The sequence below is a fragment of the Streptomyces sp. NPDC059355 genome (assembly GCF_042752335.1).
Classification (GTDB): Bacteria; Actinomycetota; Actinomycetes; order Streptomycetales; family Streptomycetaceae; genus Streptomyces.
In genome coordinates, this window is record NZ_JBHYXN010000035.1 from 78,365 (window position 1) to 89,906 (window position 11,542).

The 11,542-nt window shown below is 72.6% G+C and carries 12 protein-coding genes and 1 tRNA gene; 8 read left to right on the plus strand and 5 right to left on the minus strand.

Features of this window, described 5'->3' with window-relative positions:
* Positions 1 to 16 precede the first annotated feature (16 nt).
* Positions 17 to 685 carry a hypothetical protein gene (locus tag ACFXGI_RS28155; RefSeq protein ID WP_384712280.1) on the plus strand — a complete coding sequence of 223 codons (669 nt, stop codon included), beginning with the start codon at positions 17 to 19 and terminating at the stop codon, positions 683 to 685.
* Positions 686 to 747: 62 nt separating this feature from the next.
* Here the strand turns inward: ACFXGI_RS28155 and ACFXGI_RS28160 are convergent.
* Positions 748 to 819: transfer RNA gene (locus ACFXGI_RS28160), tRNA-Cys, on the minus strand.
* 180 nt (positions 820 to 999) lie between these two features.
* On the opposite strand from ACFXGI_RS28160, the gene ACFXGI_RS28165 reads away from it, so the two are divergent.
* The 6 genes from ACFXGI_RS28165 (at position 1,000) to ACFXGI_RS28190 (ending at position 7,274) form a co-directional block, all read left to right on the plus strand.
* On the plus strand, positions 1,000 to 2,478 hold the full coding sequence (locus ACFXGI_RS28165) for an MFS transporter (RefSeq protein WP_384712283.1): 1,479 nt from the start codon (positions 1,000 to 1,002) through the stop codon (positions 2,476 to 2,478).
* Between the two features lie 96 nt (positions 2,479 to 2,574).
* Positions 2,575 to 2,775 carry a hypothetical protein gene (locus ACFXGI_RS28170; protein WP_384712286.1) on the plus strand — a complete coding sequence of 67 codons (201 nt, stop codon included), beginning with the start codon at positions 2,575 to 2,577 and terminating at the stop codon, positions 2,773 to 2,775.
* A 50-nt stretch (positions 2,776 to 2,825) separates the two neighbouring features.
* Positions 2,826 to 3,251, plus strand: coding sequence for a type II toxin-antitoxin system death-on-curing family toxin (locus ACFXGI_RS28175; protein ID WP_384712319.1), 426 nt, complete (start codon positions 2,826 to 2,828; stop codon positions 3,249 to 3,251).
* 116 nt (positions 3,252 to 3,367) lie between these two features.
* A complete protein-coding gene (locus ACFXGI_RS28180) occupies positions 3,368 to 5,152 on the plus strand; it encodes a DEAD/DEAH box helicase (RefSeq protein WP_384712321.1) in 1,785 nt (594 codons plus the stop codon).
* A 490-nt stretch (positions 5,153 to 5,642) separates the two neighbouring features.
* Entirely contained in the window at positions 5,643 to 6,284 is a 642-nt protein-coding gene (locus ACFXGI_RS28185; RefSeq protein WP_030866567.1) for an IclR family transcriptional regulator, read from the plus strand.
* Between the two features lie 192 nt (positions 6,285 to 6,476).
* Positions 6,477 to 7,274: a PDZ domain-containing protein gene (locus ACFXGI_RS28190; protein ID WP_384712290.1), complete on the plus strand. Its 798-nt coding sequence runs from the start codon at positions 6,477 to 6,479 to the stop codon at positions 7,272 to 7,274.
* Here the strand turns inward: ACFXGI_RS28190 and ACFXGI_RS28195 are convergent.
* From ACFXGI_RS28195 to ACFXGI_RS28210, 4 genes are all read right to left on the minus strand, one after another.
* A complete protein-coding gene (locus tag ACFXGI_RS28195) occupies positions 7,204 to 8,550 on the minus strand; it encodes an MFS transporter (protein ID WP_384712293.1) in 1,347 nt (448 codons plus the stop codon). The two genes, ACFXGI_RS28190 and ACFXGI_RS28195, sit on opposite strands and share 71 nt — an antisense overlap.
* Complete coding sequence (locus tag ACFXGI_RS28200; protein WP_384712296.1) at positions 8,547 to 8,834, minus strand: hypothetical protein; 288 nt, start codon at positions 8,832 to 8,834, stop codon at positions 8,547 to 8,549. The genes ACFXGI_RS28195 and ACFXGI_RS28200 overlap by 4 nt, the downstream gene beginning before the upstream one ends.
* A gap of 55 nt (positions 8,835 to 8,889) precedes the next feature.
* Positions 8,890 to 9,474, minus strand: coding sequence for an ArsR/SmtB family transcription factor (locus tag ACFXGI_RS28205; protein ID WP_384712299.1), 585 nt, complete (start codon positions 9,472 to 9,474; stop codon positions 8,890 to 8,892).
* Positions 9,475 to 9,551: 77 nt separating this feature from the next.
* Positions 9,552 to 10,022 (minus strand): Lrp/AsnC family transcriptional regulator, encoded by a 471-nt coding sequence (locus tag ACFXGI_RS28210; protein ID WP_384712302.1) that lies wholly within the window; start codon positions 10,020 to 10,022, stop codon positions 9,552 to 9,554.
* A 129-nt stretch (positions 10,023 to 10,151) separates the two neighbouring features.
* Between ACFXGI_RS28210 and hppD the strand changes: the two genes are divergently transcribed.
* The gene (gene hppD / locus ACFXGI_RS28215) at positions 10,152 to 11,306 is read left to right on the plus strand and encodes a 4-hydroxyphenylpyruvate dioxygenase (protein ID WP_384712305.1); all 1,155 of its coding nucleotides are present in this window, start codon (positions 10,152 to 10,154) and stop codon (positions 11,304 to 11,306) included.
* The last annotated feature ends 236 nt before the right edge of the window (positions 11,307 to 11,542 follow it).

The following is an 11,542-nucleotide window of genomic DNA, read 5'->3' on the forward strand; positions in this document are numbered from 1 at the left end:
CTCACGAGGAGCTGAAGTGCGCGCTCTGACGGCTTCCGCCGCCCCCGTTGCGGTACTCGCGGTGCTCGTGACCCTGGTCGCAGGATGCAACACCTCGAATCCCGAGCCCAAGGCGTCGCTCTCGGCGAAGCCGCCGGAAGTGGATCCGACCCAGGCGTGCCCAGGGTTGATCACGGATGCCGCCGGCCAGGCCCTCACGGAGGTGCTGCAGTCCTCGCATCTGGTCAACGACAATGCGCAGACCGTCGGCGTCACGGCGATGGGCAAGGCTCTGGAGGAGTTCTACCGCGCGGGGCCGAAGGACGGGGAGGCCGCCGCTCCGGCGTGCACGGTCACCGGAACCGTGGGCGGGGGGAAGCGGGTCGGCGAGATTCGCCTCGTAGCCAAGCGCGGGAACGACAGCGCGCCGGGAAGTGACCGGACGGGTGTCCGGGTGACGCGCGCCGACAAGGAGCGAGGCGTGGCCTTCGACTGTGTGAGTACCCGCGTCGGGTCCACACGCGACGTGCCGCTGCGCATCACGGCCTTCTATACGGACAAGTCTCGCAGCAGCAGGGGAGACGCAGTGCTGGGTGAGGACTACCTCGTCCTCGCCCACTCCGCCGCGGTCGCGATCGCCAAGGAGCTGGGGTGTGAGGACGGTGGCGGACTGCCCGACGGGGCCTCTGCACTCCCGTCGTCTTGACGTAATGCTGCCGGACGGCAGAGAGAAGGCCGCTCAGAGCAGTTCTGAGCGGCCTTCGGGAGAAGCCGTGGCGGGAATTGAACCCGCGTGCCTCGCTTTGCAGGCGAGTCCCTCAACCACTCGGGCACACGGCTGTGGGGTGGTTCTGGATGTGACCGTACGGGCTGCCGGTCGGGGTGGGGAAGGTGGGCGCGGGGGGTGCAACGTGATCGCCATGCTGCGTTCACAGGGCGCGGGGCCTAGGTCTGGGGGACCAGGGGGGATAGGTCCAATTGACAGGGGCGTAGCTGGGGAGTGGGGCTTACTCTGGGGCGATGAGTGCCCTTGAACCCCGTGTGTCGCAGCGCAGTGAGCCGGTCCCGGCCGAGCCGGCCGGCGGGATTCTGGGGTCCGCGTACCGGGCGCTCAGCACGGGGATCATCTCCGTCGTCTTCCTCATCGCCTTCGAGGCGACCGCCGTCGGGACGGCCATGCCCGTCGCCGCGCGCGAGCACGACGGGATCGGGCTCTACGCCTTCGCCTTCTCCGCCTACTTCACCACCAGCCTCTTCGGCATGGTGCTGTCCGGGCAGTGGGCCGACAGGAAGGGGCCGCTCTGGCCCCTGGCCGTCGGTATCGCCGCCTTCGCCGCCGGGCTCCTGCTCGCCGGGACCGCCGGAGCCATGTGGGTGTTCGTGCTCGGGCGGGCCGTGCAGGGGTTCGGGGGCGGGCTGGTCATCGTCGCGCTGTACGTGGTGGTGAGCCGGGCCTACGAGGAGCGGCTGCGGCCCGCGATCATGGCGGCCTTCGCGGCGAGCTGGGTGGTGCCGTCCGTCGTCGGGCCGCTGGTCTCGGGGGCCGTGACCGAGCACCTCGGCTGGCGCTGGGTGTTCGTCGGGATACCGGTCCTCGTGGTCGTACCGCTCGTCGTCGCCCTGCCCGCCATACGGCGCACCGCGTCCGGGCCCGTCGATCCCGACGCGCCGCCCGCCGCCCTCGACCGGCGGCGGATCCGGCTGGCGTTCGGGATCTCCGCCGGGGCGGCGCTGCTGCAGTACGCCGCCCAGGACCTGAGGTGGCTGTCGCTGCTGCCGGCCGCCGCGGGGGCGGCGCTGCTGGTGCCGGCCGTACGGGGGCTGCTGCCGCGCGGTACGTACCTGGCCCGGCGCGGGCTGCCCTCGGTGGTGCTGCTGCGCGGGGTGGGGGCGGGGTCGTTCATCGCGGCGGAGAGCTTCGTGCCGCTGATGCTGGTCACCCAGCGGGGGCTGAGCCCGACGCTGGCCGGGTTCTCGCTGGCGGCGGGCGGGGTGACCTGGGCGGGCGGCTCGTGGCTGCAGTCGAAGGGGCGGATGGCGCCCTACCGGGAGCGGCTCATGGTGGCGGGGATGGTGCTGGTGGCCTTCGCCATCGCGGCGGCCCCGGCGGTGCTGATCGAGTCCGTGCCGGTGTGGACGCTGGCCGCCGCCTGGGCCGTGGGCTGCCTGGGGATGGGGCTGGTGACCGCTTCGACGAGCGTGCTGCTGCTGGAGTTGTCGGCGCCGGAGGAGGCGGGGGCCAATTCCGCCGCGCTGCAGATCTCGGACGCGCTGGCCAACGTGGTGCTGCTGGCGGCGGGGGGTGCGGCGTTCGCCGCGCTGGGCGGGGGAGCGGTGGGGGCCGCGCATGCCGTCGCCGCGGAGGGTGCGGCCGCGGGTTCGCACCCCGCCGCGTTCGTCGTCGTCTTCCTGCCGATGGCCTGTGTGGCGCTGGTGGGGGCGTGGGTCGCGACCCGGCTGTACGCGGTCGGGCCGGAGCCGGTGGCCGCGCAGGCGTGAGCCGCCCGGAGTCCGGGCCCCGGGCGGGGCCGGACCTGCACGGCCGGGCCCGAAAAGGTGGTGAGGGGCGGGGGAGCCGGTGCGTACGCTGCGGGGATGGAGAGCTTGATCATTCGGCTTGAGGGTGGTGACCGGGCCGACCTCGCCGACCTCGCCGACGCGAGCGGGCGGGCCCCCGAAGACGTGGCGCGGGACGCCGTGCTGCGGTACCTGCGGGACGAGCGGGCGCGGGTCGCGGGCGAGGCCGCGCGGCTGGCGCAGCGGCACGACGCGCTGCTGAAGCGGCTCGGCCGGTGAGCGGAAGCGAGAGCAGGAGCAAGAGCGGGAGCAGCAGCGTGAGCGTGAGCGTGAGCAGGGGCGGAAGCGGGGGCGGAAGCGGAAGCGGGAGCGCCGGGACGGGTGCGCGGCATCTGACCCTCGCCGAGGTGCTCGACCTGGCCCGGCTCGCCTGCCTGGAGCAGAGCGTCGAGCTGCGCGCTCCCGGGCTGCTGGAGTCCGCCGTCCACCGGCCGCGGGCGCGCATGTTCGGGACGCCCGCGTACGAGGACCCGTACGAGCAGGCCGCCGCCCTGCTGCACGGGATCGCGACCAACCACCCCCTCGTCGACGGGAACAAGCGGACGGCCTGGCTCGCCGCCGCGACCTTCCTCGCCGTGAACGGCACCGACCTCGCCGACGTCGACCAGGACACCGCGTACGACCTGGTCATCGATGTCGCCGCCGGCCACGAGTCCGATGTCGCCCGCATCGCCGAGCGGTTGCGCCGGATGTGACGCTCGCCGCACCCGCCGAGGTCACGGGCCTGTCCCTCCCCGAGGGGCCGGTCGGCCCCGGTAAGGTGGCCCGGTTGTCCTACGTACGACCGCCGCCGAGAGCCGAACCGGAGACCGTGACTACTACCGCCTCCCACCACCTCTCACCCGCCTTCCCCGGCCGTGCCCCCTGGGGTACCGCCAGCAAGCTGCGCGCCTGGCAGCAGGGTGCACTGGACCGGTACATCCAGACCCAGCCCCGCGACTTCCTCGCGGTCGCCACGCCCGGCGCGGGCAAGACGACCTTCGCGCTGACGCTGGCGTCCTGGCTGCTGCACCACCACGTCGTGCAGCAGGTGACCGTCGTCGCGCCGACCGAGCACCTGAAGAAGCAGTGGGCCGAGGCCGCCGCCCGGATAGGCATCCGGCTGGACCCGGAGTACTCCGCCGGACCGCTGAGCAAGGACTACCACGGGGTCGCCGTCACGTACGCGGGCGTGGGCGTGCGGCCGATGCTGCACCGCAACCGCTGCGAGCAGCGCAAGACCCTGGTCATCCTCGACGAGATCCACCACGCCGGTGACTCGAAGTCCTGGGGCGAGGCCTGCCTGGAGGCCTTCGACCCGGCGACCCGGCGGCTCGCGCTGACCGGTACGCCCTTCCGGTCCGACACCAACCCCATCCCCTTCGTCACGTACGAGGAAGGGAACGACGGGATCCGGCGGTCTTCCGCCGACTACACCTACGGGTACGGGAACGCGCTGGGCGACGGCGTCGTCCGGCCCGTGATCTTCCTGTCCTACAGCGGCAACATGCGCTGGCGCACCAAGGCCGGCGACGAGATCGCCGCCCGCCTCGGCGAGCCGATGACCAAGGACGCCATCTCCCAGGCCTGGCGCACGGCGCTGGACGCACGGGGCGACTGGATGCCGAACGTCCTGCGCGCCGCCGACCAGCGGCTGACCGAGGTCCGCAAGGGCATCCCGGACGCGGGCGGGCTCGTCATCGCCTCCGACCAGGACTCGGCGCGCGCGTACGCCAAGCTGATCCGCGAGATCACCGGCACCAAGGCCACCCTCGTCCTCTCCGACGACACCGGCGCCTCGAAGAACATCGACACCTTCAGCGCGAACGACGACCGCTGGATGGTCGCCGTCCGGATGGTGTCCGAGGGCGTCGACGTACCGCGCCTCGCGGTGGGCGTGTACGCGACGACGATCTCGACCCCGCTGTTCTTCGCCCAGGCCGTCGGACGTTTCGTGCGGTCGCGCAGGCGCGGCGAGACGGCTTCCGTGTTCCTCCCGACCATTCCCTATCTCCTCGGCTTCGCCAACGAGATGGAGGTCGAACGCGACCACGTCCTCGACAAGCCCAAGAAGAAGGGCGAGGAGGACCCGTACGCCGAGTCCGAGAAGGAGATGGACGAGGCGAACCGGCAGGAGGACGAGGACACCGGCGAGGACGAGCAGATGTCCTTCGAGGCGCTGGAGTCCGACGCCGTCTTCGACCGGGTGCTCTACGACGGCGCCGAGTTCGGCATGCAGGCGCACCCGGGCAGCGAGGAGGAGCAGGACTACCTCGGCATCCCGGGGCTGCTGGAGCCGGACCAGGTGCAGATGCTGCTCCAGAAGCGGCAGTCGCGCCAGATCGCGCACAGCCGCCGCAAGCCGGACTCCGAGGCGGACCTGCTGGAGCTGCCGGCCGAGCGGCGCCCGGTGGTCTCGCACAAGGAGCTGCTGGAGCTGCGGAAATCGCTGAACACGATGGTGGGCGCGTACGTCCACCAGAGCGGCAAGCCGCACGGGGTGATCCACACCGAGCTGCGGCGCGTGTGCGGCGGGCCGCCGAGCGCGGAGGCGACGGCGGGGCAGCTGCGGGAGCGGATCAAGAAGGTGCAGGAGTGGGCCACCCGGATGCGGTGACCCCGTTCCTCCGTCCACTCCGCCGTACCCCCGTACCCCCGTACCCCCGTTCCTCCATCCACGGCTTCCCGTGCCCTCGGCCACCGTTCGTACGGACCGGGGAACGGGGGCCGTGCGGAGTTTCGTACGGGGGCGCCGTCACGTTCCGTGTCCGGACCCGGGGCCGTTCCGGCGGCGCCGGGGCGCCCAACCCCCCGATCCGCGTCGGCGGATCGCACAGGCTCCACCGGTCGGCCGAGGTAACGAAACGACTCCGCCGGCGATCGTTAACCGGCACAAAGGGGTAGTTGGCGCCCGGATTCTGGACGAGCCCTTCCGCTGAGCGGACCCGCTCGCTAATGTCCCCGCATCGAACGCCCCGTGGCAGAGCCGCCGCGGGAGCGCAGCCGGTGCCATGGCCGCTACCGGCGGCCTCTCGTGCGTCGCCGTGGGACCGGCGCCGCATACACCCCGAGAGTCACCGCCGCTCACCGAGAGAGGGAGAGGCGTCGTGACCGCGGAAACCTCCCAGACTCTGGACCGAGGACTCAGAGTCCTCAAACTGCTCGCCGACACCGACCACGGTCTGACCGTCACCGAGCTCTCCAACCGCCTCGGTGTGAACCGCACCGTGGTCTACCGCCTGCTGGCCACCCTCGAGCAGCACGCCCTGGTCCGCCGCGACCTCGGCGGCCGGGCCCGCGTCGGGCTCGGCGTACTGCGGCTCGGACGGCAGGTGCATCCGCTCGTCCGCGAGGCGGCCCTGCCCGCGCTGCGGTCCCTCGCCGAGGACATAGGCGCCACCGCGCACCTGACCCTCGTCGACGGTTCCGAGGCGCTCGCCGTGGCCGTCGTCGAGCCAACCTGGACCGACTACCACGTGGCCTACCGGGCCGGCTTCCGCCACCCGCTGGACCGGGGCGCGGCCGGGCGGGCCATTCTGGCCGCCCGTCAGGGCACGCTCACCGAGCCCGGGTACACGCTGACCCACGGGGAGCTCGAAGCGGGCGCCAGCGGGGCGGCAGCGCCCCTCGTGGGCATCACGGGGCTGGAGGGCAGCGTGGGCGTCGTGATGCTGGCCGACGCCGTCCCCGAGCGGGTCGGCCCGCGCGTCGTGGACGCGGCCCGAGAGGTGGCCGACGCCCTGCGCTGAGCCTCGCGCACGGGACGTGAGCCGACACCCGGCCGGACCACCGGACCGGGTGCTCCTGCGCGTGCCCGCAGTGCGCCCCGAAGACGTGGAGGCGGCCGCCCCGCCGCGTCCCGCCGTGCCGGAGGCGGCTGCCGCGCCGCGTCCCGCACGGTGGGGCGCGGGGGCGGCGGGGGCGCCCGATACATTGGCCGGGTGCTCTCTCGCCTCACACGTCTGCCGCGTCCCGCCGCCCTGGCCGTCTGCGCCGTGCCCGTGCTCGGGCTGTTCGCCGTCGCCGCCTTCGCGCCGCTGCCCTTCGTGATCGCCCAGCCGGGCCTCACGGCCGACGTGCTCGGCGACCGCGACGGGAAGCAGGTCATCTCCGTGACGGGCGCCCCGACCCGGCAGACCACCGGCCAGCTGCGGATGACCACCATCCAGGCCACCGGTCCCTCCACCACCGTGACCCTGCCCGAGCTCGTCGACGACTGGTTCGACAGCACCCGGGCGGTCATGCCCAAGGAGGCGGTCTACCCCTCCGGTGGAAGCGACAAGGAGATCGAGGCGCACAACCTGGAGCAAATGGCCGCGTCGCAGTCCACGGCCACCCAGGCCGCCCTCGGCTTCCTCCACAAGGACCCGAAGGACGTGAAGGTCCAGCTGAACCTCGCCGACGTGGGAGGCCCCAGCGCCGGCCTGCTCTTCTCCCTCGGCATCATCGACAAGCTCGACGGTGACGGCAGCGGCGGCGACCTCACCGGCGGCCGCACCATCGCCGGTACGGGCACCATCAGTGCGGACGGCAAGGTCGGCGCCGTCGGCGGCGTGGCCCTGAAGACCCAGGCCGCGCGGCGCGACGGGGCGAGCGTGTTCCTCGTGCCGGAGGCGGAGTGCTCCGACGCGCAGTCCGAACTCCCCGAGGGGCTCCGGCTGGTCCCCGTCAGTTCGCTGACGGGCGCGGTCCAGGCGCTGCGTGCGCTGACCCGAGGGGAGCCGGTTCCGTCCTGCTGACCTCGGCGGAGCCGCTCTCCACCAAGCTCTCCACCAAGCTCTCCACCGGGCCCTCCACCGCGCGCTCCATCGTGCGCCAGGCCGGGAAGACCAGCGGGGAGAGCGTGACCAGCAGGTACGTGCCGCCGAACAGCAGCAGCGTCCGCGTCGGCCCGAACCCGTCGACCAGCAGGCCCGCCGCGAGCCCGCCCAGCGGCATGGTCAGCTCGCAGCCCGCCGTGGTCACGCCCGAGACGCGGCTGCGCAGCGCCTCGGGGATCCGCTCGTAGACCACGGTCGTCAGGATCGGGTTGAGCATGCCCGCACCCAGCCCGGACAGGGCCATCGTCACCGCGAGCGGCAGCGGGGTGTCGGTGAAGGCGGCGACCGCGTACCGGGGAGCACCGCACAGCACGAAGGCCGCCGTGAGCACCGCTCTGCGGGGGAACCGCTCGCCCCACACCCCGTAGAGCAGGGCGCCCAGCAGGGCGAAGCCGCCGAAGACGGAGACGAGCAGGCCGACGGCCGTGGCGCCGCCGAGGGCCTCGCGGCCGTGTACGGGGAGCAGTACGGCGGACCAGCCCTGGTCGAGGCCGTTGGTCATCATCACCATCAGGGTGATGCCCATCAGCAGCGGGGCGCGGGTCAGGAAGGTCCAGCCCTCGGCCAGTTCGGCCCGGTAGCCGGCGAAGGAGATCTTCCCGGCGGCCGGCTGCGGCTCGGCGGCGGGGACCCCGCGCAGGAAGGCGCTGACCAGCAGTGCCGAGACGGCGAAGGTGGCCGCGTCCAGCAGCAGGGCGGACTCGGCGCCGAAGAAGGCGATCAGTACGCCGGCCAGCGCGGCCCCGATCATCCGCGCTCCGCGCGACACCGCGTCGTACAGGCTCGCCGCCCGGGTCAGCGGGGTGCCGGCGTGCTCGGCGAGGTTCGGCAGCAGGACGCCGCGGGCGGTCAGGCCCGGCGTGTGGACGAGGCCCCCGACGGCCATCAGCGCGCAGAGCATCCAGAATTCCAGCACGCCCGCGTAGTGCAGCAGCGGGATCGAGCCGACCGAGACGGCGCACACCAGGTCGGAGAGGGCCGAGACCCGGCGGCGGCCGATCCGGTCGATGACCGGGCCGCCGACGAGCGCGGCGATGACGACGGGCAGGGTGGCGCAGAAGGCGACGACCCCGGCCCGGCCGGCGCTGCCCGTGGTCTGGAGCACGAACCACGGCACGCCGATCAGGGTGACGGAACTGCCGGCTATGGAGATGGTGTTGGCGGCCAGGACCGCCGCGAAGGGCCGCCGGCTCATGCGGCGTGCGGGAGCTGCGCGGCGTGCGGGGCGTGCGCGATCCGGGCACGGACGTGCGCGGGCTGCGTCAGCCGGATCCCGGCTCCGACCAGGGCTCCGCCGAGCCGGTTGCGCAGGGCGGGGGCGGCGGGGACGGCGGGGACGGCCTGGGTGGCGGGGACGGTCTGGGCGGCGGCCGGGGCGACGTGGCGGACGAGGCGCCGGGCGGCGGCCTCGACGGCCGGTTCGGCGGTACGGGCGGCGTGCGCCCCGGGGTGGATCTCGGCGGGCGTGAAGGCGTGCACGGCAGGACTCCTTCTTCGGAATGCGAGCTGGGGCGAGCGGGCGGAAGGAGCGGGACTACTCGTCGGTGCGCGGGAGCGCGTGCGTGTGGAAGCGGACCGTCGCGGTGCCCTCGGCGGGCGGCAGGTCGCGGTAGCTGTCGATCAACTCATGGATCTTGTGGATGAGTTCGAGGCTCTGCGCGGGGGTCAGGCGCAGCGTGAAGTCGCTGATGTCCGAGCCGCGCCGCCACTCCTGGGACCAGCTGTGGGCCGTGCCGAGCCAGGTGCTCATCTCCTGCGTGTGGATCGTCGCGATCTCGTGCAGGAAGAGGTCCGCCGCGCCGCGGGTCGCCGGGTCCTCGTCGTACAGCAGCTTCTCGTCGAACCGGGTGCCGTCGTGGGCGGCCCGCCACCAGCGCTCGCGGCCCTTTCCGTGCTCCGGCGCGTCCTCGACGAAGCCGTGCGCGGCGAGCTGGCGCAGGTGGTAGCTGGTGGAACCGCTGGACTCGCCGAGCCGCTCGGCCAGTTGGGAGGCCGTGGCCGGTCCGTCGTGGCGCAGCGTGGCCAGCATGCGGATGCGCAGCGGGTGGGCGAGGCCGCGCAGGGAGCGGGCGTCGAGGGTGCGGACCTTGGGCTCTTCGGGGTTCGGCTCTTCGGGCATGGCCCAACCGTAGAGTTGCAAAGACTTCTATGCAAGGATTTCTTTGCAGCGTGTTCTTTGGAACGCGTCCCCCGGGATCAGCCCTCCTGGGCCGCCTGCTCCACCAGCGGGATCACCCGCAGCGGCACCGGGTTCTCCATGACGATCGCCGTCGAGGCGCGCACGATCCCCCCGAAGCCGACGACCCGGTCGATGACCCGCTGCAGGTCGGCGTTGGACCGGGCCACGAGCCGGCACAGCATGTCCCCCTGACCGGTCGTGGTGTGCAGCTCCAGCACCTCCGGCACTCCGTTCAAGTGCGCCCGTACGTCGGCCCCCTGGCCCTGCTTGATCTCCAGCGTCGCGAACGCCGTCACCGGGTACCCGAGCGCCGCCGGGTCCACCTGCGGGCCGAAGCCGCGGATCACCCCGTTCGACTGGAGCCGGTCGAGGCGGGCCTGCACGGTGCCGCGGGCCACGCCGAGGCGGCGCGAGGCCTCCAGGACCCCGATCCGGGGCTCGCGCGCCAGCAGGACGATGAGCCGGCCGTCGAGTTCGTCGATGCCCATGGAAACCTTCCCTCGATCGGCTGGTCATACTGCACAGATCTCTCAGTCATCCTGCGCCTGAGCTGGGCACTCTGTACAGCGGAAACGGAAACTATTGCGCAGCTTGTGGAAGGGCGGGACTCTGCGCTCATGACTGAGTCTTTGGTGAACCTCGAGACCGCCCCGCACACCGCGCGTGAGGCCGACCCCTTCCCGGTGAAGGGAATGGACGCGGTCGTCTTCGCCGTGGGCAACGCCAAGCAGGCCGCGCACTACTACTCCACCGCGTTCGGCATGAAGCTCGTCGCCTACTCCGGACCGGAGAACGGCGTTCGCGAGACGGCCAGCTACGTCCTGACCAACGGCGCCGCGCGCTTCGTCCTGACCTCGGTCATCAAGGCGACGACGGACCACGGCCGCTTCCTCGCCGAGCACGTCGCCGACCACGGCGACGGCGTCGTCGACCTCGCGATCGAGGTTCCGGACGCGCGGGCCGCGTACGCGTTCGCCGTCGAGCACGGCGCGCGCGGCCTGGACGAGCCGTACGAGGTGAAGGACGAGCACGGCACCGTCGTCCTCGCCGCCATCGCCACGTACGGCCAGACCCGCCACACGCTGGTCGAGCGCAAGGACTACACCGGCCCCTACCTGCCGGGCTACGTCTCCGTCGACCCGCTGGTCGAGGGCCCCGCCAAGCGCACCTTCCAGGCCATCGACCACTGCGTGGGCAACGTCGAGCTCGGCCGGATGAACGAGTGGGTCGGGTTCTACAACAAGGTCATGGGCTTCACGAACATGAAGGAGTTCGTGGGCGACGACATCGCGACCGAGTACTCGGCGCTGATGTCGAAGGTGGTCGCGGACGGCACCCTCAAGGTGAAGTTCCCGATCAACGAGCCGGCGATCGCGAAGAAGAAGTCGCAGATCGACGAGTACCTGGAGTTCTACGGCGGCGCCGGCGTCCAGCACATCGCGCTCGCCTCGAACGACATCGTGGCGACCGTACGGTCGATGCGCGCGGCCGGCGTCTCCTTCCTGGACACCCCGGACTCGTACTACGACACGCTCGGCGAGTGGGCCGGCGAGACGCGGGTTCCGGTGGAGACCCTGCGCGAGCTGAAGATCCTCGTCGACCGCGACGAGGACGGCTACCTGCTGCAGATCTTCACCAAGCCGGTGCAGGACCGTCCGACGGTGTTCTTCGAGATCATCGAGCGCCACGGCTCGATGGGCTTCGGCAAGGGCAACTTCAAGGCGCTGTTCGAGGCCATCGAGCGGGAGCAGGAGAAGCGGGGCAACCTGTAGGTCACGGGTCGGGGTGCCGGGGGGGGGGGCCCCCGGGCCCCCCCCCGCCCCGGCCCCGGCCCGCCAACGCCCGCGGGGCCGGGGGGGGGGGGGTTGTGGGGGGGGTGGGGGGGGGGGCGCGCCCCCCTCCTCCCCGCGGGGGGGGGGGGGGCCCGCCGGGCGGGGGGGGGGCGCCCCCCCCGAGGGACCCGACCTGCGGGCATGACTGAACAGCCCTTGCCGCAGAGGAAGATGAC

What these genes read in the sequence shown, in the direction of transcription:
- ACFXGI_RS28165 (WP_384712283.1), top strand. Translation starts at nt 1,000, where the DNA reads ATGAGTGCCCTTGAACCCCGTGTGTCGCAGCGCAGTGAGCCGGTCCCG.
- ACFXGI_RS28170 (WP_384712286.1), top strand. Translation starts at nt 2,575, where the DNA reads ATGGAGAGCTTGATCATTCGGCTTGAGGGTGGTGACCGGGCCGACCTC.
- ACFXGI_RS28195 (WP_384712293.1), bottom strand. Translation starts at nt 8,550, where the DNA reads ATGAGCCGGCGGCCCTTCGCGGCGGTCCTGGCCGCCAACACCATCTCC.
- ACFXGI_RS28205 (WP_384712299.1), bottom strand. Translation starts at nt 9,474, where the DNA reads ATGCCCGAAGAGCCGAACCCCGAAGAGCCCAAGGTCCGCACCCTCGAC.
- ACFXGI_RS28210 (WP_384712302.1), bottom strand. Translation starts at nt 10,022, where the DNA reads ATGGGCATCGACGAACTCGACGGCCGGCTCATCGTCCTGCTGGCGCGC.
- hppD (WP_384712305.1), top strand. Translation starts at nt 10,152, where the DNA reads ATGACTGAGTCTTTGGTGAACCTCGAGACCGCCCCGCACACCGCGCGT.